The organism is Allobosea sp. CRIB-10, from assembly GCF_900112185.1.
Classification (GTDB): domain Bacteria; phylum Pseudomonadota; class Alphaproteobacteria; order Rhizobiales; family Beijerinckiaceae; genus Allobosea.
This window is the reverse complement of sequence record NZ_FOKP01000038.1, coordinates 16,838-40,438: the sequence shown is the minus strand read 5'-3', so window position 1 is coordinate 40,438 and position 23,601 is coordinate 16,838. Positions and strand designations below refer to the sequence as shown.

The following is a 23,601-nucleotide window of genomic DNA, read 5'->3' as shown; positions in this document are numbered from 1 at the left end:
CCCATCGGCCATCATTGTCCTCCTCGCTCGCACAGGCGATGACCGTGGCATCAACCATCGTGCCGGTCTTGACCGTGACCGCCCTGGCCTTGAGCGTAAGCGGTACGCCGAGCGCACCTTTCCGCCGGAGATCTGAGGGTCGATGTTGGAAGCCTGTGAGGGCTTCGACACATGACGATTTCAGAGCATACGCTTAAAACCAGCGCGGATGAGCCGGTCCGGCGGTTCGAGGTTTTTACCGGAGCGGGACGCCGGCGGGATTGGTCGGACGACGACAAGGCGCGGATCGTGGCGGAAAGCTACGAGCCTGGCGCCACAGTGAGCGATGTCGCGCGCCGCCATGCGATGTCGCCGCAGCAGTTGTTCGGCTGGCGCCGCCTCCTGCGTCGCGCATCCGAGACGGTGTCGCCACGATCCGCGTCGATGTTCGTGCCGGCAGTGATCGAAGCGGCGGTCGCGGAGCCAAAGCCGGCCCGGCAGTCTGCCAAGCGTCGTCGTCGCACGCGACGCGCTTCCGGCGGGTCCAGCGACGGGATCGAGTTTGAGATTGACGGCGTCGTGGTGCGTATCGGCTCGGGGGCGAGCCCGAAGGCGATCGCCGCGGTCATCGGCGCGCTGAAAGGCGGGTCGTGATCGGTCCGACCGGCGCGGTCCGCGTCATGATCGCGACGAAGCCGGTCGACTTCCGCAAGGGCGCGGAGGGCCTGGCCGCAGTGGTGCGCGAGAGCATGGGCGCCGATCGTTCTCCGGCGCGGTCTATGTGTTCCGGGCGCGGCGTGCCGACCGGATCAAGTTGGTCTACTTCGATGGGACGGGCGTTTGCCTGTTCTCGAAGAGGCTGGAAGATGGCAAGTTCCAGTGGCCCACGATTGCCGACGGCGTCGTGCGGCTGACGGCGGCGCAGCTTCAAGCCTTGCTGGAAGGCCTGGACTGGCGCCGGGTGCATGAGCGGCGCCAGACGCGCGTTCCAATCGCCGCAAGTTGATCGTTCGGTACTGGCAAGCCACTGTAATCCATGATTGAATCGGCTTCGTGAGCGACGCGGCCAAACCAGCGACCAATGATCCGATCGCGCTTCGGACGATGCTCGCGGAGGAGCGAGCCGAGAACGAGCGGCTGCGACAGATCATCAAGGAGTTGCAGCGCCATCGCTTCGGCCGCCGGGCCGAGAGCCTGCCAGTCGACCAGTTGCTGCTGGGGCTCGAGGAGGCCGAGCAGATCGAGGCCGACGGCTTTGCCGGCGAGGAGGCCGCCGATCCTGGCAAACGGGCCGACCGGGCCAGGAAGCGCCGTGCCAACCGCGGGTCGCTGCCCGCGCACCTGCCGCGGGGCGAGCAGATCATCGACATCCAGGAGAAAGCTTGCCCGTGCTGCCGGGGTGCGCTGCATGCGATGGGCGAGGATGTCTCGGAGCGTCTCGATATCATCCCTGCCCAGTTCCGCGTGATCGTGACGCGCCGCCCGAAATACGCCTGCCGTGCCTGCGAGGAGGTGGTGGTCCAGGCGCCGGCACCTGCCCGGCTCGTCGAGGGCGGCATCCCGACCGAGGCGACCGTCGCCTACGTTCTCGTCTCCAAATACGCCGACCACCTGCCGCTTTATCGGCAGACCCAGATCTATGCCCGGTAGGGCATGAACCTCGACCGCTCGACCCTGGCTGACTGGGTCGGCAAGGCAGCCTTCCTCCTGCGGCCCGTGCATGCGCGTCTGTTCGAGCGACTGAAGGCATCGACCAAGCTCTTCGCCGACGAGACCACGGCGCCGGTGCTCGATCCGGGCCGCGGCCGAACCAAGACCGGCCAGCTCTTCGCCTATGCTCGCGACGACCGTCCCTCGGGCGGCGGCGATCCGCCGGGCGTGGCCTATATCTACGCTCCCGACCGCAAGGCCGAGCAGCCGATCCGGCCTCTTCAAGGCTTCGCCGGCGTGCTGCAGGTCGATGGCTACGCAGGCTACAGGCTCCTGGCCGAGCGCAACGCGGTGAGCCTGGCGTTCTGCTGGAGTCATGTCCGGCGCAAGTTCTACGAGCTCGCCCAATCAGGCCCGGCGCCGATCGCCACGGAAGCCCTCGCGCGCATCGCGATGCTCTACCAGGTCGAAGGCGAAATCCGCGGCCGCGCGGCCGAGGAACGTCAGGCCGCCAGGCAGGCCAGAAGCCGTCCCATTGTCGCGGCGTTGGAGCCGTGGCTCAGGGAGAAGCTCGGCCTCGTCAGCCAGAAGAGCAAACTCGCCGAGGCCATCCGCTACGCACTCTCGCGATGGGCCGGCCTCAGTCGCTTCCTCAACGACGGCCGCATCGAAATCGACTCCAACGTGGTCGAGCGTGCTATCCGACCGATCGCCTTGAACCGCAAGAATGCGCTCTTCGCAGGCTCCGACGGCGGCGGCGAGCACTGGGCCGTCATCGCTTCGCTGGTGGAAACCTGCAAGCTCAACGGTGTCGACCCGCAAGCCTATCTCGCCGACGTCATCGCCCGCATCGTCGCTGGCCACCCGCAAAGCCAGCTCGACGACCTGCTGCCATGGGCCTACGCGCCTCAGCCGCTCAAGGCCGTGGCCTGAAAACAGCGGTTACCCTTGAGCTGGGCTGTCGCAGTCTCGAACAAGGTCCGAGCTTGTGCTCAACCAGCTTTCCACGATAGCGCACGAAGGCAGTGCGCTCCGGGGGGCGCCTCGGAGCGCGAGAACCCGCAAAAGCGGCGGAACGAGGCGCGGTCATCGAGCGCCTCGGCCAGCTTCATATCGGACAGATCATACCAGACCGACAGCAGCAGGGTCTTGAACATTGCCAGGGGAGGCCGGGCCAACTCACCCTTCGTCGCCGAATAGAGCGGCCTGAGCAACTCCGCGACAGGATTTCAATCAATCAGGCCGTCGAGCTCGTCCAGCGACGACACGCTCCGCGCGCCGATCACAAAGCCAAGCTGCTCCTGGCCGATCGAACGATGCGCCATCGTCGCTCTCCATCTCGGAAAGCCTAACGGAAGCAGATATCAAAAGCGCCATCTCCGCAGACCCGCGCACAGGTCTCTCTGGAGCCTCGGACATTTAATCGGGCGCATACCCTGCGTGTTTGAAGAGGTTTCGGCACTCGGCTGGTGAGAAGAGTTGGCAGACATCTCCGACGGCCTTCCAGAGTGCGTCGAAGGTCCGTGCGGCGGCGGCTCGCAGATGGCCTTGAGTTTTGCGAAGGCCATTTCGATCGGATTGAGATCGGGACTGTAGGGCGACAGGAAGAGGAACCAGGCGCCCCTGTCGGCGAGGCATTTGGCGGCGTGGTCGCTTTTGTGGACGGCGAGATTGTCGAGGATGACGATGTCGCCCTTCGAGAGCGTGGGAGCGAGCTGGGTCTTGAGATAGAGATAGAAGGCGATGCGATCCATTGCCCTATTGACGATCTATGGGGCAGTCAGGCCATAGCGGCGTACCCATCCGGCGAAGGCCGCCTTGCGGAGGTGGGGCGATGACCTGAAATCCTAGGGGTAATCCTAGGAGCAGTCAGATGTCCATGTCGCGAGTGGAGGTGATCACCTCGGTGGGAGGCCGAGGCCGCAGCTTCCTCCGTCGAGGCGACAATCGCCCATTTTAAGCTCATGATCGAGAAGCTCAAACGCGAGCTCTACGGCCAGCGCTCAGAGCGCACGGCGCGACTCATCGTCCGGATGGAGCTCCAGCTCGACGAGTTGGAGGCCAGAGCCACCGAGAATGAGATCGTGACGCAGGAGATTGCGTGCCTGGCATCACTGCCGGCGCCCGCTCCACGCCGGAGGCCCGCTCGCAAGCCCTTCCCCGAGCACCTGCCGCGTGAGCGCGTCATCGTGCCGGCGCCGACCAATTGCCCCTGCTGCGGCTCAATGAAACTGTCGAAGCTCGGAGAGGACGTCACCGAGACCCTCGAGATCGTGTCGCGATCCTGGAAGGTGATCCAGACGGTCCGCGAGAAGTTCACCTGCCGCCAGTGTGAGGCGATCACTCAGCCGCAGGCGCCCTTCCATGTGACGCCGCGTGGCTTCATGGGGCCGAACCTGCTGGCGACAATCTTCTTTGAGAAGTTCGGGCAGCATCAGCCCTTTTTAACCGGCAAAGCGAACGCTATGCCCGCGAGGGCATCGACCTCTCGGTCTCCGCTCTCGCCGACCAGGTCGGCGCGGCGACTGCGGCGCTGAAGCTGCTGCATGAGCTGATCGTTCGGCACGTCATGGCGGCGGAGCGCCTGCACACCGACGACACCACCGTGCCGATCCTGGCCAAGGGCAAGACCGATCCGGGCCGGAGCTGGACCTATGGCGTGACGATCGCCCCTTCGGCGGTGCCGGTCCGCCGGCGGCCCTCTACTTCGCCTCGCGCGACAGGCGGCAAGAGCATCCGGACGCGCAACTCGCGGGTTGGCGGGGCATCCTCCAGGCCGACGCCTACGGCAGTTACAACGGTCTGTATGATCCCGCGCGTCCGGGCGGATCGGTCACGTCGGCGCTTTGCTGGTCACATGCCAGGAGGGGCTTCTTCGACCTTGCCGACATCGCCGCAAGCGCGCTGCGCGGGCCAAGCGCGGCGCCGGTGTCGCCGATTGCATTGGAGGCGGTGAAGCGCATCGACGCTCTCTTCGAGATCGAACGCGGGATCAACGGCTTGAGCGCGGAGGAGCGCCGCGGCGCCAGGCAGAAGCTCAGCCGGCCGCTGGTCGATGACCTGCACGCCTGGCTCGGCGAGCAGCACCTCAAGCTGTCCCGCTCGGCGTCGGTCGCCAAGCTGATCGATTACATGCTCCGGCGCTGGAACGGCTTTACAACCGTCCTCGATGACGGCCGTGCCTGCTTGTCGAACAATGCAGCGGAGCGCGCCTTGCGCGGCTTCGCCTTGGGAAGGAAGGAATGGCTCTTCGCCGGCTCCGACCGAGGCGCCGAGCGCGCAGCCGCCATGGCGACATTGATCACAACGGCGAAGCTCAACGACGGCGACCCACAGGCCTGGCTTGCCGACGTGGTCGCCCGCATCGCAGGGGTACCCTAGGGCCGGCTTGCCGAACTGTTGCCGTGGAACTGGCAAACCGGCCCCCCCGATCGCCTGGAAGCCGCCTGACGGCATGGCCGCCGACGCCAACATCTTCACCATCGCGCTCGCGGCCCAGATGCTGGGCGAAACCGAAGATCGGCTCTGGGCACTCGCCGACCAGATGTATCCGGAGGACGGCCTCGTCTGGATCCATGACACGGATGGACGCCAGACCATGGCCTTTACGTCCCGCGGTCTCGAAACCCTCAGGGATCTGATTGCCGATCAGCCCTCGACCGAAAGCTGAACTCCCGCGGCCCGCGCCGAATGCTCACATGGCAGCGCAGGCCGACGATGAAGCTCTGGGTTCGCCAGTGTCCGAAGGGCGCCGAGGCAGGCAGTCTCTTTCCGCGCAGGCTGCGACCGCGCAGCCTGATCATCTTGGTATTGATCGCGGTCTCGTCGATGAAGACGAGCCAATGAGGTTCAAGCCGCATCAGCGGCTGTCGGCGCGTGATCCAGAGATTGCGCTGCTCCGCGATGTCCACGCGTGCGCATTGCGATGCCATCAGCGGTTTTTTTATATATGTGAAGCCCAACCGGCACAGGAACCGCGACAGGACCGCCGGTGCCGCGCGCGTCCCTGTCGTCTGCACCAGCCGTGCGGCGAGTTTCGGCATGGTCATGTCGGGCGTGGCTTCCACCTGAGCAACCAAGGAAGACGCGGTGCTCATCCAACCTGCTGCCGGGCGGCCGTCCCCGGCGGGCCGGACGCAACGTCTTCAGCCGGGCCGCGCGCTGAAGCAGTTTCACCGCGAAACTCTCGCTCACCCCGAAATGGCACGCCGCCGCTCGACGCCAATGACCCGCCGCGACCAAGCTGGCAACCCGTTCACGAAGATCGTTCGAATAGCTGCGACCCATGATCCGCCTCCAAAACGGTGAATCACAAAGCCGCACCAAAGGGAATCCCGCGATTCCGATTTCAAGTCCGACGATCTAGTCTCGCAACGCGATGCTCGGCTCGGGTTGCGTCTCTCCAAGCGTGTTCTGAAAATTCGCGATGCTCGCACGCCCGCCTTCACCCAAGGGCTCCAGCGTCGCTGACGGATGTTTCCAGGACGTGTTCAAACACGTCAGCCTTCGGTGCCCGGGAAGAGCGCGCTTGTTCGATCGATAGCGATCGGCCGGATCGCGCAGGCAACGTACACGCAAAAGAAACTCTCGTTTCTGAAGCGCCTATCCCCAAGTTTGTATGCCAGCACAGCCGACGCGGGAGACGTCACTTACCTGGCCTCGCAAGCGAACAAGGCCGCTGGATCATTACCTGCCTTTGCTCGGCGATTGAAGCACCCGAACGAGCTCCCCCAACCGCTTGATTTGCCGTCAAGGTGACGATCGACAAATGAGTCTGCCAGTCCAGCGGGTCAGCGCTCAGTTCCTGCTTGAGAAGCGGTCTCTCTCAGCGGCGCCAGGATGTAGTCAATCACGCGGCGAGAACCGGTACGAATTTCGACTGTCACCATCATGCCTGGAGACAACGAAACCGGCTTACCGTCGACGGCGATATGATTCTGGCCCAGTTCCACCGTCACCGGAAAAACCAGATTCTGAACTCGGCTCGTGCCGGTCCCCGTGCCGGAGTTGTTAGACCGAGCCGCCGACGCAGCGTCGGTGATTCCCGCATCCCTTTCATCAACCGCGTCAGGCGAAATGCGACGCACGACACCCGGAATAAAACCATAGCGAGCAAAGGGTAACGAATCCACCTTGATCACGGCCGCTTGCCCGAGTTCTACGAATGCGATGTCCCGGTTTTGTATAAGCGCTTCGACCTCTAGCTTTCCCTCGGTAGGAACCACAACCAGAACCGGCTGCCCGGTGGTCACAACTTGTCCGACCGTGGTTACCGCTAGTTGTTGGACGACCCCGTCAGTTGGAGCAAAGAGTTTTGTTCGGTCTAGCCGCGACGTAGCCTTGACGACGGTTTGCCGGAGTTCATCACGTCGGCGCTCGGCGTCTGTGATCTTGCCGGTCTGAGTTGCCAGAAACTCAAGCTTGAGCTGCTCGATACGCCGACTGAGGGAGGTTTGACCGGCTGCGTTCTCGAGCAGCTGACCCTTGTCGTAGGCGAGGCTGGTTTGTTGCTCGGCGAGCAGTTGCAAGGCATCGATGACGGACGCCCGGCTGCCCGCTTGGCGGGACAACAGCGTCTCGCGCATTTGGGCGCGTTCGTTGAGGAGGCTCATGAGCGATTCGCGGGCCGTGATGCTAATGACCAATCGCTCGCGCTGCGCCACACGCTCCGCGAGTTGCGCCTGCAACGTCGAGCGTTGCGCCCTGTATTGGCCGAGCTCAGCCGCCAGCTGCGTTTCTTGGCGCGTTCTCAACGCCGCACTGACGTTGGACGCAAATTCAAGGGCCTGCTCAGGAGCATCGTCACGCGCGGCGGCTAAAGCCGCATTCCGTCTGATGATCTCGGCGTCGATGGCCTGCAGTTCCTGGACAGCCGCGGTACGATCCGCTTCGGCCTCTGTCGGATCGAGTTCGATGAGAAGATCGCCGGCTTTCACGTGCGAGCCATTTGTCACGTAGATCGCCTGCACCCGACCAGGATCGATTGGCTGGAGGATCTTCGAGCGCCCGCTAGGCTGAATGCGACCTTGGGCAATAGCGTGAATATCGAGATGAGCGAACCAACTCCAGGCGATGAGCGCCGCCAGAATGCCGCACAGCAACCACAGCATCCAACTGGCGCGCGGCGACTCGGGTGTTTCCAGGATCTCCAGATGCGCGGGCAGGAACTCGAGATCCTCGCGCTCGAAGCCCGTGCTGCGCTTCGGAACCAGAGCGAGCCCCTTGGCGCTGCTTTTGAAGTTGTCTTGTCGGACCAGCGCGTTCATTCGCCAACCTCTCCAGCCTGAATTCGCCACAGCCGCCCGTAGAGGCTCGTCGGCATCTCAAGCAACTCGCGATGAGACCCGTCTTCGACGATTTTTCCGTCTTGTAGCGCAATGATACGATCACAGCCGCGGACCGCTGCGAGGCGATGCGCGATGACGATCACCGTTCGCCCGCGCACGATGTGGCGCATGTTCTCCTGAATGATGCGCTCGCTCTCATAGTCCAGCGCGCTGGTCGCTTCGTCCAAGATCAGGATGCGCGGATTCATGGCTAGTGCGCGCGCAATCGCCAAGCGCTGACGCTGTCCGCCAGACAGGTTTGCACCGCGCTCCTCGATCATCGTGTCGTAACCGAGGGGCAAACGCGTGATGAATTCGTCGGCGCCCGACAACCTGGCCACCTGGATCACCTGAGCCCGCGACAGTGCGGGGTTCGCGAGCGCGATGTTGTCGTGAACGGTCTTATGAAACAGCAGATTTTCCTGAAGCACGACGCCGACCTGCCGCCGCAACGAGGCAGGGTCGACCTGCGCGATATCGATCCCATCGACCATGATCTGACCACGTTCCGGCACGTAAAGTCGCTGGATGAGTTTCGTTAGCGTCGATTTGCCCGAACCAGACGGCCCAACAATGCCGATGACCTGTCCGGCCGGAATCTTCAAGCTGACATTGCTCAGAACTTCACGCGAACCTTCCTGATAGCGGAACGTGACATTCTTGATTTGAACGTCGCCTTTCAGAGTCGGCAGGTTTGCTTGAACAAGAGCAGAACTTTCAGGGTAATTGTTCAAGACATCGCCAAGTCGATCGACGGAGATTTTAACTTGCTGAAAGTCCTGCCAAAGCTGAGAGAGCCTCAGCACAGGGGCTGTCACTTGATTCAGAATCATATTGAAGGCGATCAAAGCGCCCACTGTCAGATCGCCTTGGATGACAGCCTGCGCTCCAAAGTAAAGCACCAAAGCCGTGGTCAGCTTGGTTACGAACTGAATCGCGTTCTGACCCGTGTTGGCCACAGACAGCGCGTTGAAGGATGACCTCACATAGGCTGCCAAGCGCTCTTCCCATTGAGCGCGCAGCACAGGCTCCACGGCCATGGCCTTGACGGTCTGCACGCCGACGATCGATTCGACTAGAAACTGCGTGCTCAGCGCACCTTTCTCGAATTTCTCCTTCATACGCGCCTGCAAGGAGGGCCGCGTCAGAGCCGCGATGATCACGTAGCAAGGCAGCGACAGAACCGCGATCGTCGCCAAGAAAGGCGAGTACATAAACAGGATCGCGATGAAGATGACCGCGAAGATCAGATCGAGCCCGGATGCGAGCCCCTGCCCTGTCAGGAAGTTGCGGATGCTCTCGAGCTCGCGCACGCGCGCAACCGTTTGGCCCGTCGCGCGTGTTTCGAAATAGCTGAGCGGCAGCCGCAGCAAGTGATCGAACAGTTTGGCTCCGAGCTCGACATCGATCCGGCTTGCGGTGTGCGCCAAGACATATGTTCGCAGCCACTGCAAGGACACGTGGAAGACGCCGAGCCCGATAAGTCCGACCACGACGAGGACCAGGGTCGAATAACCCCGGTGAACCAGCACTTTGTCGATGGTGATCTGGAACAGCAGCGGGGTAGCCAGCGCGCAAAGCTGCACGAAAAGCGAAGCGACGAGCACGCTGCTGAGTGCGCGGCGATACTTCCACAGCGAAGGCAAAAACCAGTGAAGGCCGAAATTGCCGGGAACCTGCTCCAGTGTGAAGCGTTTCGTAATCAGAATGGCCGTTCCGGACCACTCGGCCTCGAGTTCATCGGCAGTGAGGTTTCGCGCCTCGCGGCTCGCCGCATCGACGATGCGCATGCGGCCATCTTGATGAAGACGCCCGTATATCGCGAAGCGACCATCCTTCAATTCGAGGATCGCCGGTAACGGCATTTTCTGCAGGGACGCGACGCTCGTGCGCGAGGATCTGCGGATCTTCAGGCGCAGCCGCCGGCCGGCGCGAACCAAATCCACCGCACTCGCGGGACGATTACCGATACCGAGCTCATGCCGAACCTGACCGATATCGCAAGCGACGCGATGGAAAGCGGCGACCAGCGCCAAGGCGGCAAGGCCGCTGTCGGGCGCAGCCGAAGGTGCGGCCTGGCTAGCCGCAGGTTGGGCTTGAGATTGAACGGCGCTTGACGGCATCGATTTCTAACCCAAACAAACGGATCGGCGCCCCTCGGACGGACGGCGCCGAACTTCAACATCCGCAATCGTGGAGGGAGTTGTACTACGGTTAGCCCTGATGACAAAGGCGCCGTGCCCCAGCGAGCTGCCCTATGGGGAGATTGTGGCGAAGTTGAGCTTAGGAGTCTCTCGCCAAATCCTTAATGTTGAAGAGTGCATGACTGACCTCGTCAACCTTTCTCAGGTTCTAAGGTGACGATGCCCATCTTTAGAAGCCAGGCGATTGCCAAAAAGAGCTGTGTCCGGGGCATATCGGGATGAGCGGCGGCGATGGCGCTCAGGTTGGCCGCCTCGTTCTCGAGCGTGGCGAGAATCTGCGCGACCAGAGCCTCCGGCGGCAAGACCGGGGCGCTGTAGTTGACCGAAGCGAGCACGCGACGGTCGCCGGCAGCGCTGGGTTCGATCCCCGGCCTCAGTCGCACGCGGCTCGTCCAAGACAGCGCCCTGGTCGGATACGTCCTGAACAGCGCGAACGGGTCGGGCCGGTCGGGCCGGCGGGCGTTCGCAAGCTCTGGCGTCGTGTTCGGATCAGCGCGGCGGCGCTCCGCCAGCTCCTCCCATAGGGCTTGGTAGCGCCTGAAGACGACACGCCAATCGAACAGCTCGGCGACGCGCCGGCGCCCGGCCGCGCCCATCCGCCGGCGTAGCTCCGGGTCAGCGACCAGTTTTTCGTAGGCGTCGGCCGCCGCCTCGACATCGACTGCAACGAACTGGCTGACCGAGCCGACATAGACGTCGTAGTTATCGACATGTTGGTCGAACCGATCGGCGAGGATCGCGCCTGCGCCCGGCGGCGGCATGTGGGTCGCTACGCGGAACCCGTCTACGCCGTCACGCACCGTATCCTTGTAGCCGTCCCAGTCGCTGACGACGACGGGCAGGCCCGCCGCCATGGCCTCCAACGGAGTCAGGCCGAAGGTCTCCTGAATATTGTCGGAGAGCGACGTAAAAAGATCGGCGGCCGCCCAGGCCCGCTCCCTGTTGAGGTCGTCGGCGCCGTCCAGCCGCAGGAGCCGGACAGACGGGGCGAAGCGGCGCGCCTCGGACTCGAATGCACTGGCAACGGCTTCGCTCGGCGCCTGACCAAAGAGGATCAGGCTGATCGGCTTTCCTGTGCGCTGGGCTGCTTGTTCCAGCCCCAGGAACATGGGCATGGGATGGGCCTTGGCGTGAAAGCTCAGGCGCCCGACAAAAAGGGCCGCGACATCGTCGGGGCCCAGCTGGAGCGCTGCGCGGGCCGCGGTGCGCTGGTCGGCGGAGAAGACGAAGTCGGCACCGTGAACCCCGAGTGGAATCATCGGCAGCTGCGGGAGCGTGAAGCGGGTCGCACCGAGGCGGGCGCGCAGATGCTCGATCTGGGTCTCGAGCAGGGCTCGCGTGACGTCGCGCGCGACGGTCGACGTGCAGATCAGCGCGTCCCAGGAATACAGGGGGGCCAGCGGCAGGTTCGCCAGCGTCGTCATCGCGCCCTGCGAGGACAATGTGTGCGTGACGCCGCAAAGACTGTAGCTGCGCGGCGCCGCCATCTGCTGGCGCCGCCAGGCATCGTCCCCGATGCCTGGATCGGCACGGTAAAGCAGGCCTGCCTGCGCCAGCTTCGCCGGCTCGCTCCAAGGGATGAAACGGAGCTCCGGCGGCGTCGAGCTCAGTGCCTGTGCGTCCCGGCCGAAAAGCTCGGCCGATTGGCGGTTCAGGGCGTAGCACCAGATGCGCTCTGGCTGAGCCTCGAGGGCCGCCCTGAGGAAGCCGAGCCCGGCGGATTGCCGGCCCATCAGCTTGCCACGCGTGTCGAAGACATTGGGCGCATAGGTCAGCGCGAATTGCATCGGGACCACCTCATGGAAAAGGGGGCGGCCGAAGCCGCCCCCTCTGTCGCCGTTGCTGGATCCGGCGGCGAAAGCCGCCGGACATCATCACGCGATGAAGTCGCCCTTGTCGAACGTACCGGTGGAGCCGGTGACGCGGACCAGGTAATCGCCAGCAGTGGTGTAAGTACCGCTGCCGTCGATATCGACCACCGCGAAGGTGTCCGAACCTGAGGTGAACGTTGCGGCAGCAATAGTACCGGCGCCACCACCGGCTCCGAAGGCAGCCGCAACAGCGGCGTTGGCCTGGGTGTCAAGGTCACCACCAGCCACAGTGTTCAAGCCGAGGTAGAACGTCGCTGCGACACCGGTCGCAATCTTGTCCTGATCAGCATTGAAGTCCGTGATGATGTCGGAGCTGTTCGCACCACCTTGGTCACCGCCAACAGCGGTAAACAGGTCGTTGCCAGCGCCACCGCTCATGGTGTCGACGCCCGTGCCGCCAGTGATGCTATCATTGCCGGCGCCACCGAAGATGAGGTCATTGCCAGCGCCGGCGCTGAAGATATCGCTGCCGTCGACCGAACCGGCCGAGTCCGCTCCACCGTAGATGGTGTCGTTGCCGGCGTCGCCGATGATCGAGTCGTTGCCTTCGCCACCGTAGACGAGGTCGTTATTGGCACCGCCGATGACCGAGTCGTTACCCAGGCCCGCGAAGACGGTGCTGTTGCCAGCGCCAGAGGCGATGACGTCATTGCCTTCGTTGCCGTAGATGAAATCGTTGCCGCCAGCGGCAACGATCGAGTCGTTACCCGCGCCGCCGATCAGGGTGTTATTGCCAGCGCCAGCATCGATCGTGTCGTTGCCGCCGTTGCCGAAGATCAGGTCGTTGCCGGTGGTGGTCGTGATGACGTCAGCGCCGTCGGTCGAGTCAACGCCACCGACGATGGTGTTGTTGCCGGCATTAGAGGCAACGGTGTCAGCACCTTCGCCGAGATAGATCAGATCGTTGCCGGCAAGCGTGCCAACGACCGAGTCATCGCCCTGGCCGGCATAAATCGTGTTCGCACCACCAAGATCCGAGATCGTGTCGTTGCCCTCGTTGCCGAAGATGAAGTCGTTGCCGACATCGGCCGAGATGTTGTCCGCTCCAACGCCACCCACAACGGTGTTGTTGCCAGCGCCGGCGCTGATGACATCGCTGCCGCCGTTGCCGAAGATCACGTCGTTGCCGTTGCCGCCCGTGAGATTGTCGTTGCCGTCAGCCGAATCCTGGCCGCCGACGATCGTATCATCGCCGTCATCACCGAGGATCGTGTCCTGGCCTTCATTGCCATAGAGCTGGTCGTTGCCGACACCGCCGACGATGCTGTCATCGTCCGTGCCGCCATAGATGATGTCCGTGCCATCACCACCGACCAGGGAGTCGTTGCCCTGATTGCCGTAAAGAACGTCGTTGCCGGTGCCGCCCGTGAGCTGATCATTGCCGGCCAGACCGACGGCGCTGCCGCCAGAGTTGTCGCCCGCGAAAACGTCGGCCGCCGCCGTACCCGTAAACGTATAAGCCATTTCCAAACCTCCGAAAGGTGGCGCTTTTTTGTGCCCTTCGAGCAGCTGCCCGTCAGGCCGTCTCCAGCGAGCGCCAACGCCTTGATTGTCGCGGCCCCCTGAGATCATAGTCGTGGTACATTACCAAGAGGCGGGGGGCAAGACCGATATCATCTCGATTTTAGCAGGTTTTTCCACTGTGACGCCCCGGCCACACCCCGATTAAATGCTTATACAGCCGACTTAGGGCTTAGCCGCAGTTGAAAGGTGCGAAGCTGGTTCCGTGCCGAAGAGGCTCGCCCGTTCGGAGAAGGCTTGAGTCAGCGGCTGGCGCCGCCGCCAGAGATCGCGATACCAGTCGAGCCGTGGCGCGGGGTCGAAGCGACGTGCGCGCGCGATCTCGGCGCGGGCCGCGGCGCCGAGTTGTGCCCGGAGGCCAGGCTCGCCATGGAGACGCGCCAAGGCCTGGGCGAAGCCAGCGGGATCGCTGGCGATCAGGCCGGTCTCACCGTCTCGCACCGATTCGCCATAAACAACCGGGCTTGCGATGACGGCGAGGCCGCGGCTCGCGGCTTCGACAAATTTGATGTCGCTCTTGAAGCGTTCGCCGGCGGCGCCCTCCAGCGGCATCAGCGCAATGTCGCAACGCGCCATCGTCGCCAGATAGGCGTCATAAGGCAAAGCGGGGCTGAAATGCTTGCGCACCGGTCCGAGCGCTTCGAAGAAGGCCTTGTCGTGGACGACGACGAATTCGATGTCGGGATGGGCCGCGGCATATGGCGCGAGCGCGGCCGCGACCTGCGCCGAGATGCCCTCGCGATTCAAGGCACCGAAGAACACCCGCAAAGCGTTGTCGCCACGGGCGGGGACCGGTTGCGGCAGCGCGAAAGCATCGTTGCGAAAAACCGCGACCTCGGGATTATGCGGGCGGATTGCGTCGGCCAGTGCCTCGGTCGATGTCTGCACCGCATGGACGAGGCGGACGAAATCCCATGACTCCTCCTGCAGCGCGCGTTTATGGACGGCCGCGAGCAATTCAGGGTGGTCGTCGAGCTCGGCCACCACGATCCAGCCGGCGCCGATCATCTGGCGCATGGAATGAAGCCACGCCGCCCGGTCGCCGATCGAGACGCGCTGCAGGACCGCGATCTTGGGCTGCTCAACCGGAAGCCGCGGCAGCTCAATCTTGCGCTCGGACAGTGATGTGGTTGTGCCGGGAGCCTTGGCGAGTTCCTTGAGCGGCAGATGCGTGCGCGCGTCGAGAAAGGCCGGGGCCATCGCCGCGAGATGAATGTGGAGCGCCGGGGCCGCGGGCTCTGCAGCCGGGGTCGCGGGCTTCGCTGGTGCGGGCCGGGCGGCGGCCGAGAGCTTGCGGCTTTCCTCGATGGCGCCACCGAGCCGGAAATAGATCGCGCGAACCTCCTCCGGCCGCGCCGCGGCGGCCGCAAAGAAATCGATCAGTTCTCGGGGGATTTCCGGTCCGTACCCCAGGACACCCAAGCCGTGACCGTGCAAAAACTCGAAGGAAGGCCTCGTCGGCGCCAGTTCCGCCCAGAGCTTCCAGACGCCGAAATCACGCTCGCGCACATTGGTGTCGTGAAACAGCACCACCGCCCGCTCCGAGAGCTTCGGCAGCCAGGTCTCGTAATCCTCCTTGGCGTCCTCGTAGAAATGCCGCCCGTCGATATGAAGCAGATCGACGCTGCCATCGGCGAAATGCGGGGCGGCCTCGTCGAAGCGGGCCCGCACCAGGCGCGAAAACGCCGAGTAGCGCGGATCGTGCCAGGCTTTCAACTCATGGAGGATCTGGTCGGAATACTGACCGGCATGCTCGTCGCCCTGCCACGTATCGACGGCGTAGCAGCGCGTCTCGAGCCCAAGCCGCTGCACGGCCTGGCAAAAGGCCAGATAGGAATAGCCGCGATGCGTCCCGAGCTCGACGATGGTGCGAGGCTTCAGCGCCTGCGTCAGCCAAAAGGCGAAGGGGCCATGCTGGAGCCAAGCCGAGAGCTGGATGTTTTCCGGCCACCAGAAGGAGGCAGGCGACAGGAACGCATTGAGATCGGTCGGGGCTACAGCCGGGGCGGCGGTCATGCAATGGGCTCTCAGATACGAACGGGGGCGGGAATGTCACCCGGCCGCGACAGGAGCCGGCGCCCCCAGCGCTGGGCAGGGCGCTCGATCCGCGCGTGGACGAGCCAGGCGAGCAGGAGCGAGACCGGCGCCGAGAGCAGGACCGCGGCCCAGGCCGGCAGCGCGAGGGCCGGCGCGGCAAGTCCTGCCAGGTTCGCCAGCGAACAATGAAGCAGGTAGAGCGGGTAGGAGACGAGGCCGAGCCAGGCGAAGACACGCAGCGCTGTGCCGGCCCGCGACAAGCCGGAGGCGAGAAAGAGCGCGGTCGCCATCGCCAGGGCGAACAGACCGTAGACCGGCCCGGAGACCTGGGCGAAATCGCCGCGGCCGAGAAAGGTCGTGGCCAGCGCGAGTAACAAAGCGAAGCGGCCCGCTGAACCCATCTCCCGTTCGCGCCAGCGATAGAGCATCATGCCCGCGACGAAGAAGGGCGAGAACTGCGGCGCGACGACGATATAGGCAAGCTGAACCCAAGGTCTTTCGGCGTCGAACGCCATCGCGCCGGGGGCGACGATCCGGTAGATCAGCCCGGCCGCGAGCCAGCCCAGCGCGATCGCCTCGATCCGCGCCGTGGCTCCGAGCCGAACGACGATCGTCATGCCCAGATAAAAGGAAAGCTCGAAGGCCAGGGTCCAATAGGGGTTGGTGATGTTCGGCACGCCGAGAAAGGACTGCAGCATCGTCGCGTTCACCAGAACCGCGGCGAGGTCATATTTGCCAACGGCGAGCACGTAGAGCGCCGTGACGAGCACCGACACCCAATAGGCCGGATAGAGCCGGACCATGCGCGCCAGCCAGAATTCGCCGGCCTCGGGCCTGCGTGCCACGACCATCATGATCACGAAACCGCTGACCATGAAGAAGAATTCGACGCCCAGGAGACCATAGCGAAAGAGCTGATCGGGGTTCGGCGTCGCGAATGCGATATGCTCCCAATGGAACAATGCCACCGACAGAGCCGCGATCCCGCGCATAGCGTCCACGCCCGGAAGACGGCGCTCGGGGGTTGCAGGATGAGAGCTCAGCTGTTTCACAGCTTGGCACTACCTTGAGCGATCCCCGATCGCAAGACATGGGCGCCGCGGCTCTTCGCGAGCCGCGGCGCCCGCATCTCCGGAGTGCCTCGTGGCCCGCCTCACTGCCATTCAAGCGCTGCGCGCCTTCGCCGCAATCGCGGTCCTGCTTGCGCACGCCATCGGCGACATCACTGCCAGGGCAGGCATCGAGCTCGTGCCCCGGATCGCGGCCGGGGCAGCGGGGGTTGATCTCTTCTTCGTCATCTCCGGCTTCATCATGGTCTATTCCAGCCAGCAGCTGGTCGGTCGCCCGGGGGCGGGCCGGATGTTTCTCGCCCGGAGACTCGCCCGCATCGTCCCGCTCTACTGGCTGGTGACGCTCGTCTATCTCCTGATGCAGATGGCGCAGGGAAAATGGCAGGTCCTCCAGCCCGACTGGATCCTGGCATCGCTGCTGTTCCTACCCTTTCCGGGGGTCACGGGCGCGGGTCTCTCACCCATTTACGGCATCGGCTGGACCTTGAATTTCGAGATGATGTTCTACCTCGTCTTCGCAATCGCGCTGAGCTCGTGCCGGCTTGGTCCGGGGCGGATCGTCGCCATCGTCCTGCTCGTCGCCGTCGCGATCGCCGGCATCGTGCCGCTGCCGCCGGTCCTGCGCTATTGGTCGCATGAGATCGTGCTCGATTTCGTTTTCGGCATCGCCATCGCCTCCGCATTCCTAAGCGGCCGGCACCTCCCGCGCGCCGCAGGCGCGGCACTGGTCGCTGCGGGGGCCGCGGGCCTGGCGACGAGCACTGCCCTCGGTTTCATGGCAGGACTGCCCGACCAGGCGACAATTGCGCCGCGCAGTCTGGCCTGGGGATTGCCGATGGCGCTTATCGTTGCCGGCGTCGTGCTGACACCGTCTTCGGTGCCGAACACGCCCAGCGCGGTCGGCCACGCGGTCAGCCGTCTCGGCGACGCCTCCTACTCGATCTATCTCCTTCATCCGCTTGTGATCGTTGCGATGCGCCCGGCGCTGCCTGCAGCCGTGGCAGCGCTCGGCCCGGTTGCGGGCGCCCTCCTGCATCTCGCGCTCGTTCTAGCCCTCGTGCTGGCGGCGTCGCTCGCAAGCTTTGCCGCCTTCGAAAGGCCCATGGCGACACTTCTTCTGGGCCGCCGCGACGAGAGCAGATCCTGAAAGGCCGTCCGGGACGCCCAAGCGATGGTTTACCGGAATCGCCGGTTACGCTACAGCGCGCCGAGCGGCAGAGCTAAAGGCATCAGAGCATCCGATGAACGACTGGGGACAGGGCTACGTCACCGACGTCGACTACACGCACGGCTTCTATAGAGATTTAGCTCCCGGCTTCCTGCGGCTATTGTGCCGGCTTCAAGGCGTCGCGGAGCCGCCGGGGCCCCTCACATATCTCGAACTTGGCTGCGGCCAGGGCTTTGCGCTGAACGCTCTCGCCGCCGCAAATCCTGATGATCGCTTCGTCGGGGTCGATTTCATGCCCTCGCAGATCGTTGGCGCCCGACGGCTCGCAGAGCGCGCCGAACTCGACAACGTCACTTTCCTGGAGCGAAGCTTTGACGAACTGGTCGATCGCGACGACCTGCCGGCTTGTGACATCATTGTCCTACACGGCGTCTACAGCTGGGTCGGGCCTGCGCAGCGGGAGGCGATCCGCAAGATCATTCTACGCCATCTCAAGGCCGGCGGTCTGGTGTATCTGTCGTATAACTGCATGGTGGGCTGGGCCCAGTTTTTGCCTTTCCAGCGGCTGTTGCGCGATCTGGCGGTTTCGCGAGGCGGCGTCGAGGCGGCCACCGAAACGTTCGGCCGGATCCGCGAGCTGGCGGCGACGAATATCGGCTATTTCGCCGACAACGCGGCGATCAAGGCGCTGCTCACGGATTTGGAGAAGCGGGATGCACGCTATCTCGCGCATGAGTATCTGAATGGCAACTGGGAGCCGCTCTACTTTCACGATGTCGATCGCGAACTGCGCAGTTGCAGGCTCAGCTTCATCGGCTCGGCGAGCCCTGCGGACAATGTCCCCAAATTCGCGGCCGCGCCCGAGGCGGCTGCGCTGCAGCAGAGCGAGCGCGACCCAGCGCTGCGAGAACTGGTCAAGGACATCGCGCTCGGCCGCCGGTTCCGCAAGGACGTCTATCAGCGCGGTCCTGTGCGGCTTGACGCTGGAGAGCGCGGGGAGGCTCTCGCCGATACGGTCTTCGCCCTGACAAAGCCGCGGGGGAGCATCCCGCTGAAGGCCCCGGTGCCTCTCGGGACCCTAGAACTGCGCAGGCCGGTCTATGCCGCGATCTTCGACGCGCTCGACCTCGGACCTCGAACGCTCGGTGCCATCGCGGGTGGCCCCGACGGACTGCATGAGGTCGTGACCGTGCTCATGCAGACGGGCGCGATCCACCCCTGCGTGGCGCCGGGCGTAGCCGGCGGCGCGGCCGCGCGGCTGAACCGGGCCATCACCGAAACGAGCGAGGACCGTCAGCGTTTCGGCTTCGTCGCATCCCCGGTCATCGGCACTGCCATTCCCGTCCCCGCCGCAATGCGCAGCGTCCTGTCGATCTGTCTCTCCACGCCGGATCTGGAAGACCTTGAAATCGCGGAGCAGGTCAAAGCTGCCGCAAACCGGGAGCCAGTCCCGGACAGCGAGAACGAGCTCTCCGCTGCAGATATCGGGCAGCAGCGTCGAAGCTGGCGACAGCTCGGAATAATTTCGTGAGCAAGGTTGAACAACTAATGACGCAGAAGCGCACCTATCTGTTCATCCACCAGAATATGCCGGCCCAGTTTCTGCACCTTTGCCGCTATCTGCGTGACCATGGCCACCGCGTCGTCTTCATCACACGCAACAAAACAAATCATCTCCAGGGCGTGACCAAGGTCAGCTACGAAACAACGCGCGGCCCCCATAAGGACAGCCACGTTTATTTGCGCGCGGCGGAGGACGGCGTGCTCCATGGGCAGGCCGTCTTTCGCGCGATCAAGCAGCAGCTCGGCCCCAATTTCAAGCCGGATATCGTTATTGGCCATGCGGGTTGGGGCGAGATGCTCCTCGTCAAGGAAGCTTTCCCGGATGTCCCGGTGCTTTCTTATTTCGAGTTTTTCTATCGCAGCAGAGGCCAGGACCTCGGATTCGATAGCGAATATATGCCGGATCTCGACACGATGCTGGCGACGCCCATCAAAAACACAATCAATCTGCTATCGGGCGAGGCCTGCGACTGGGGGCTGACGCCGACGCGTTGGCAGTTCAGCACCTATCCCACTGGGATCCAGTCGAAAATGTCCGTCATCCATGAGGGCGTCGACACCCAGGCCATCCGTCCGAAAGACGATGCTAGCTTCACCACACCCAGCGGCAAGGTTCTGAAAGCCGGGCAGAAGATCGTCACCTTCGTCGCCCGCAATCTGGAGCCCTATCGCGGCTTCCATATTTTTATGCGGGCCTTACCCGAGATCCAGCGGCGACATCCCGACGCAGAAATCCTGATCGTCGGGTCGGAAGGCACCAGTTACGGCCGCAAGTTGCCAGAGGGCGACAGTTACAAAAAGCGTATGCTAGCCGAGGTGTCGTTCGATCCAGAGACTGTGCATTTCACCGGCCATCTTGACACGCCGCGCTTCCGAGAGGTGATGCAGGTGTCTTCGGCGCATATTTATCTGACTTATCCATTCGTGCTTTCCTGGTCGATGCTAGAAGCGATGGCGTCCGGCTGCCTACTGATCGGGTCACGCACAGCGCCGGTCGAGGAGGTGCTGATCGACGGGCGGAACGGGTTGCTGGTCGACTTTTTCGACAGGCAGGGGCTCGTCGACAGGATCTGCGAAGCCCTTGCCAAGCCGGAGCGCTTCATCGAGATGCGCCGCGCCGCCCGCGAAACCGTCGTTGCGCATTACGATCTTCGTTCGCACTGCCTGCCGCGCCAGCTCGGTCTGATCGCCCATCTGATCGGCTCGCGATGAACCTGGCGGCCCAGACCCCGCTCGAGCGGCAAAATTCATTCGATCTGATCCGTTTGTTTGCAGCGCTTTGCGTTCTGATTAGCCACCAGCTTGGCATGGCCGGCTACCCTGAACTCCCACTGGGTCCGCTGGGTATCGCGCTTGCCAGTACGGGACTCTACATCTTCTTCGCCCTGAGCGGATACCTCGTCTGCCACAGCTGGCTGCGGGCGCCTTCGCTACGGCGCTTTTTGAAGGCACGCGTTCTGCGGATTTATCCAGCCTTCATCGTCAATATCGGCTTTTGCGTCCTGTTTGGCGCTATGCTGACGACATTGTCTGCGAGCGACTATTGGCTCTCTGCCCAAACTTGGCGATTCATCGTCTTAAACGCGCCGATCCTGACGGTTCCCACCCAGTTCACATTGCCGGGCGTTTTCGTCGACGCGCGCTGGCCGATCGTTAATGGCTCCATCTGGACGATCAAATACGAATTGCTTTGCTATCTCGCTAGCGCAGCGCTGATGCTGGCGACTGGCACGCGCAAGGCGCTGGCTCGCAACGCACTGGCGATCGTGCTTTTTTTACTGATAACCGCCTACGTTTATCGAATCTCGGTTTACGAGCCCCCCCAAGGCGAGGCTTTTTTTGGCTACTACAATGCTTTCAACCTGCTGCGGTTCTTCATGACGTTCGCAGCAGGCGCTCTTTATGCGCTGAGCGAGCCGCTTTCGGACCGCGCGCGGCTCGTTTTTCTGGCGGTTCCCGCAGCCCTGATCATATTCGGTCCGAGCCCGGAGTTCAGCCGGGCGGGCATCATTCTGCTGCTGGTCTTGCTTATGATCGAGGTCGGCAAGACGGAAATCTTCTTTAGCTCGGCGTATCGCAGGGTCGGCGACTTGTCCTACGGCACCTTTCTTTATGGCTATCCCATCCAAAATCTGCTGATGACCCGCTATTACAACGGCAGCAATTTTTCGATCGTGACCGCTGCTACGGTCACGATCGTTTTGGCCATCGCCTGGCTCTCCTGGCGGCTGGTCGAGAAGCCGTTTCTTCGAAATAAATGACGATTTTGAGTCATGCTACGATGGTATGCTGTTTGCGCCGGACCGCCTATGGCGGCTGCCGCACGACGCGATTTTCTGGCTATGGAGAAGTTCATCTGCATTGATGGCGCGGGTGTCTCGGTCGATCTTGCAACTGTGGCGGCCACCCGGCGCGCCCCCTTTTGCCTCCCGTCAACACCGCGGGATGCCTGGAACATCACGGGCTACAGGCGGAAATATAGGCTATTATTCTCAAGCTTACCACGATGGGAAACTTGCCAACCGGCTGCGGTCTATGCTTTGGGGACGCCGAAGATAGCCCGATCGTATCGGCGCGTAGGAAGGTATTGATGGCTCTGTTGATGCGAGGAGCCGCCGACGTGGCCGGCGGATTTGGCGTCTGGCGCATCTGGTGGATGCTGGCGAAGAACGACATCGTGCGTCGCTATCGTCGCTCGCGAGTCGGCCAGCTTTGGCTGACGCTGAGCATGGCTGTGCTGATTTTCGGCATGGGCGCCGTGTATGCCTCTCTGTTTGGGACGTCGATGGCCGACTACCTCCCTCACTTGGGCACGAGTCTGGTAATGTGGGGGTTAATATCGACCACAATAATCGAAAGCTGCTCAGGTTTTACTGACAACGAGAATATTATCCGTCAAGTTGCACTCCCACGATTTACCTATATACTTCGGACGATTTTTAGAAACATCATTGTATTTGCGCATAACTTGACCATACTCCCATTTCTTTACGTTTTGACTGGATCTCAAATGAATTGGCATATGGCTTTGTTCATACCGGGTATTCTCATCGTTATTATAAATTTGGCCTGGATTGGATATATTCTTGCGATTGTATCGGCGCGATTTCGAGATATTCCTCAGATCGTAGCTAGCTTGGTCCAAATCGCATTCTTCGTGTCGCCGGTCGTTTTCAAGCCGTCTCAGCTCCGCTTCGATCACCCGGTGCTGATCCTCAATCCATTCGCGAGCATGCTCGATGTGGTGCGAGAGCCACTTTTGGGCAATTTACCTCATGTATCTTCCTATCTGATTTTGCTTGGACTGCTCATCTTTGGGTGGCTGTTGGCATTATATTTCTCGGGAAAATATTCAAATCGTATTGTTTATTGGCTTTGAGGGTAAAATGGCTCATATCATCCTCGACAAAACCGGTGTCGAATTGGCCATCTACAATACGCGTGGCCGGGCTCTCAAAAGCGAGATCCTCCGTCGGACGGTCGGCGGCGGATTGCAGGATGTACACGACAGCAGTGTTCAGGTCGTCAACGCGCTGAAAGAAGTCAGCTTTGAAGCCGCAGATGGAGACCGCATTGGCATCGTTGGCGGGAACGGCGCCGGAAAAAGCACTCTGCTGCGGGTACTGAGCCGTGTGTATCCCCCAACGTCGGGGCGTGCAGTCATCTCTGGCCGCGTGTCATCGCTGATCGATCTGTCGATGGGAATGGACACGGACGCGACCGGCTATGAGAACATCGAGATGCGCGGCATCATGCTCGGCCTCAATCGCAAGCAGGCGCAAGCGCTGATCCCCGACATCGAGGAGTTCAGTGAACTCGGCGAGTTTCTCTCGCTTCCGATCCGAACCTATTCCAGTGGCATGATGCTGCGCCTGGCGTTTGCGGTTTCGACGGCGGTGCACCCGGAAATTCTCGTGATCGATGAAATCATTGGCGCTGGCGACGCCGCCTTCGCTGAGAAAGCGCAGAAGAGGCTACAGCAACTCATCGAGAAGGCCAGCATCATGTTTCTGGCATCCCACGACAACACGACGATCGAACGTCTGTGTACGCGAGCGCTTTGGATGAAGAGCGGACGTCTGATGATGGACGGTTCACCCGAAGCCGTTCTCGCCGCTTACAAGGCGGACAAAGACAAGTGAGTTGCCGCGGCGAAGATAAGCAGCAGGCCGGTTTTCCTCGCGGCCGTCTTGAACTCGGTTCGCAGGCGGC

17 protein-coding genes and 3 pseudogenes are annotated in these 23,601 nt (G+C 62.7%); 11 read left to right on the top strand and 9 right to left on the bottom strand.

From position 1 onward, the window contains the following. The first annotated feature begins 171 nt into the window (after positions 1-171). From BMZ69_RS28910 to BMZ69_RS28900, 3 genes and pseudogenes are all read left to right on the top strand, one after another. Positions 172-633 (top strand): IS66-like element accessory protein TnpA, encoded by a 462-nt coding sequence (locus BMZ69_RS28910; RefSeq protein ID WP_092163429.1) that lies wholly within the window; start codon positions 172-174, stop codon positions 631-633. Between the two features lie 127 nt (positions 634-760). After that, the gene (tnpB, locus tag BMZ69_RS28905) at positions 761-985 is read left to right on the top strand and encodes an IS66 family insertion sequence element accessory protein TnpB (RefSeq protein WP_244543602.1); all 225 of its coding nucleotides are present in this window, start codon (positions 761-763) and stop codon (positions 983-985) included. 98 nt (positions 986-1,083) lie between these two features. Then, positions 1,084-2,562, top strand: a pseudogene (locus BMZ69_RS28900) (IS66 family transposase). Between the two features lie 59 nt (positions 2,563-2,621). Here BMZ69_RS28900 and BMZ69_RS32270 read toward each other — a convergent pair. Then, positions 2,622-2,795 (bottom strand): annotated as a pseudogene (locus BMZ69_RS32270) (transposase); the annotation flags it as partial. A gap of 198 nt (positions 2,796-2,993) precedes the next feature. Next, positions 2,994-3,383, bottom strand: a complete 390-nt coding sequence (locus tag BMZ69_RS28890) for a transposase (protein WP_348272509.1) — start codon at positions 3,381-3,383, stop codon at positions 2,994-2,996. A gap of 102 nt (positions 3,384-3,485) precedes the next feature. Between BMZ69_RS28890 and BMZ69_RS28885 the strand changes: the two are divergent. Together BMZ69_RS28885 and BMZ69_RS32510 are read left to right on the top strand one after the other, a co-directional pair. Continuing rightward, positions 3,486-5,079 (top strand): annotated as a pseudogene (locus tag BMZ69_RS28885) (IS66 family transposase). 4 nt (positions 5,080-5,083) lie between these two features. Then, positions 5,084-5,299 carry a hypothetical protein gene (locus BMZ69_RS32510; RefSeq protein WP_092163426.1) on the top strand — a complete coding sequence of 72 codons (216 nt, stop codon included), beginning with the start codon at positions 5,084-5,086 and terminating at the stop codon, positions 5,297-5,299. Here BMZ69_RS32510 and BMZ69_RS31385 read toward each other — a convergent pair. From BMZ69_RS31385 to BMZ69_RS28845, 7 genes are all read right to left on the bottom strand, one after another. Next, positions 5,259-5,726 carry a hypothetical protein gene (locus tag BMZ69_RS31385; protein ID WP_139219289.1) on the bottom strand — a complete coding sequence of 156 codons (468 nt, stop codon included), beginning with the start codon at positions 5,724-5,726 and terminating at the stop codon, positions 5,259-5,261. The two genes, BMZ69_RS32510 and BMZ69_RS31385, sit on opposite strands and share 41 nt — an antisense overlap. Before the next feature lie 693 nt (positions 5,727-6,419). Then, the gene (locus BMZ69_RS28870) at positions 6,420-7,895 is read right to left on the bottom strand and encodes an HlyD family type I secretion periplasmic adaptor subunit (protein WP_092163422.1); all 1,476 of its coding nucleotides are present in this window, start codon (positions 7,893-7,895) and stop codon (positions 6,420-6,422) included. Next, positions 7,892-10,078 (bottom strand): type I secretion system permease/ATPase, encoded by a 2,187-nt coding sequence (locus BMZ69_RS28865; RefSeq protein WP_092163420.1) that lies wholly within the window; start codon positions 10,076-10,078, stop codon positions 7,892-7,894. The genes BMZ69_RS28870 and BMZ69_RS28865 overlap by 4 nt, the downstream gene beginning before the upstream one ends. 212 nt (positions 10,079-10,290) lie before the next feature. Continuing rightward, positions 10,291-11,946, bottom strand: coding sequence for a glycosyltransferase family 4 protein (locus BMZ69_RS28860; protein WP_092163418.1), 1,656 nt, complete (start codon positions 11,944-11,946; stop codon positions 10,291-10,293). 87 nt (positions 11,947-12,033) lie between these two features. Continuing rightward, positions 12,034-13,494 (bottom strand): calcium-binding protein, encoded by a 1,461-nt coding sequence (locus BMZ69_RS28855; RefSeq protein ID WP_175507031.1) that lies wholly within the window; start codon positions 13,492-13,494, stop codon positions 12,034-12,036. A gap of 222 nt (positions 13,495-13,716) precedes the next feature. Further along, positions 13,717-15,567 carry a class I SAM-dependent methyltransferase gene (locus BMZ69_RS28850; protein WP_092163415.1) on the bottom strand — a complete coding sequence of 617 codons (1,851 nt, stop codon included), beginning with the start codon at positions 15,565-15,567 and terminating at the stop codon, positions 13,717-13,719. A gap of 11 nt (positions 15,568-15,578) precedes the next feature. Further along, on the bottom strand, positions 15,579-16,580 hold the full coding sequence (locus BMZ69_RS28845) for an acyltransferase family protein (protein WP_092163414.1): 1,002 nt from the start codon (positions 16,578-16,580) through the stop codon (positions 15,579-15,581). Between the two features lie 151 nt (positions 16,581-16,731). Here BMZ69_RS28845 and BMZ69_RS28840 point away from each other — a divergent pair, with 151 nt between their 5' ends. The 6 genes from BMZ69_RS28840 (at position 16,732) to BMZ69_RS28815 (ending at position 23,531) form a co-directional block, all read left to right on the top strand. Then, positions 16,732-17,805 (top strand): acyltransferase family protein, encoded by a 1,074-nt coding sequence (locus BMZ69_RS28840; RefSeq protein ID WP_175507030.1) that lies wholly within the window; start codon positions 16,732-16,734, stop codon positions 17,803-17,805. A gap of 94 nt (positions 17,806-17,899) precedes the next feature. Next, positions 17,900-19,357, top strand: coding sequence for a class I SAM-dependent methyltransferase (locus tag BMZ69_RS28835; RefSeq protein ID WP_092163411.1), 1,458 nt, complete (start codon positions 17,900-17,902; stop codon positions 19,355-19,357). Next, positions 19,354-20,601, top strand: coding sequence for a glycosyltransferase family 4 protein (locus BMZ69_RS28830; RefSeq protein WP_244543601.1), 1,248 nt, complete (start codon positions 19,354-19,356; stop codon positions 20,599-20,601). The genes BMZ69_RS28835 and BMZ69_RS28830 overlap by 4 nt, the downstream gene beginning before the upstream one ends. Continuing rightward, positions 20,598-21,650, top strand: coding sequence for an acyltransferase family protein (locus BMZ69_RS28825; RefSeq protein WP_092163408.1), 1,053 nt, complete (start codon positions 20,598-20,600; stop codon positions 21,648-21,650). The genes BMZ69_RS28830 and BMZ69_RS28825 overlap by 4 nt, the downstream gene beginning before the upstream one ends. Before the next feature lie 329 nt (positions 21,651-21,979). Next, the gene (locus BMZ69_RS28820; RefSeq protein WP_139219287.1) at positions 21,980-22,768 is read left to right on the top strand and encodes an ABC transporter permease; all 789 of its coding nucleotides are present in this window, start codon (positions 21,980-21,982) and stop codon (positions 22,766-22,768) included. Between the two features lie 7 nt (positions 22,769-22,775). Then, a complete protein-coding gene (locus tag BMZ69_RS28815) occupies positions 22,776-23,531 on the top strand; it encodes an ABC transporter ATP-binding protein (RefSeq protein ID WP_092163407.1) in 756 nt (251 codons plus the stop codon). The last annotated feature ends 70 nt before the right edge of the window (positions 23,532-23,601 follow it).

Coding starts and splice junctions, on each gene's coding strand:
- BMZ69_RS28910 (WP_092163429.1), top strand. CDS start 172: ATGACGATTTCAGAGCATACGCTTAAAACCAGCGCGGATGAGCCGGTC.
- BMZ69_RS28890 (WP_348272509.1), bottom strand. CDS start 3,383: ATGGATCGCATCGCCTTCTATCTCTATCTCAAGACCCAGCTCGCTCCC.
- BMZ69_RS32510 (WP_092163426.1), top strand. CDS start 5,084: ATGGCCGCCGACGCCAACATCTTCACCATCGCGCTCGCGGCCCAGATG.
- BMZ69_RS31385 (WP_139219289.1), bottom strand. CDS start 5,726: ATGAGCACCGCGTCTTCCTTGGTTGCTCAGGTGGAAGCCACGCCCGAC.
- BMZ69_RS28870 (WP_092163422.1), bottom strand. CDS start 7,895: ATGAACGCGCTGGTCCGACAAGACAACTTCAAAAGCAGCGCCAAGGGG.
- BMZ69_RS28865 (WP_092163420.1), bottom strand. CDS start 10,078: ATGCCGTCAAGCGCCGTTCAATCTCAAGCCCAACCTGCGGCTAGCCAG.
- BMZ69_RS28860 (WP_092163418.1), bottom strand. CDS start 11,946: ATGCAATTCGCGCTGACCTATGCGCCCAATGTCTTCGACACGCGTGGC.
- BMZ69_RS28855 (WP_175507031.1), bottom strand. CDS start 13,494: ATGGCTTATACGTTTACGGGTACGGCGGCGGCCGACGTTTTCGCGGGC.
- BMZ69_RS28850 (WP_092163415.1), bottom strand. CDS start 15,567: ATGACCGCCGCCCCGGCTGTAGCCCCGACCGATCTCAATGCGTTCCTG.
- BMZ69_RS28845 (WP_092163414.1), bottom strand. CDS start 16,580: ATGCGCGGGATCGCGGCTCTGTCGGTGGCATTGTTCCATTGGGAGCAT.
- BMZ69_RS28835 (WP_092163411.1), top strand. CDS start 17,900: ATGAACGACTGGGGACAGGGCTACGTCACCGACGTCGACTACACGCAC.
- BMZ69_RS28825 (WP_092163408.1), top strand. CDS start 20,598: ATGAACCTGGCGGCCCAGACCCCGCTCGAGCGGCAAAATTCATTCGAT.
- BMZ69_RS28820 (WP_139219287.1), top strand. CDS start 21,980: ATGGCTCTGTTGATGCGAGGAGCCGCCGACGTGGCCGGCGGATTTGGC.
- BMZ69_RS28815 (WP_092163407.1), top strand. CDS start 22,776: ATGGCTCATATCATCCTCGACAAAACCGGTGTCGAATTGGCCATCTAC.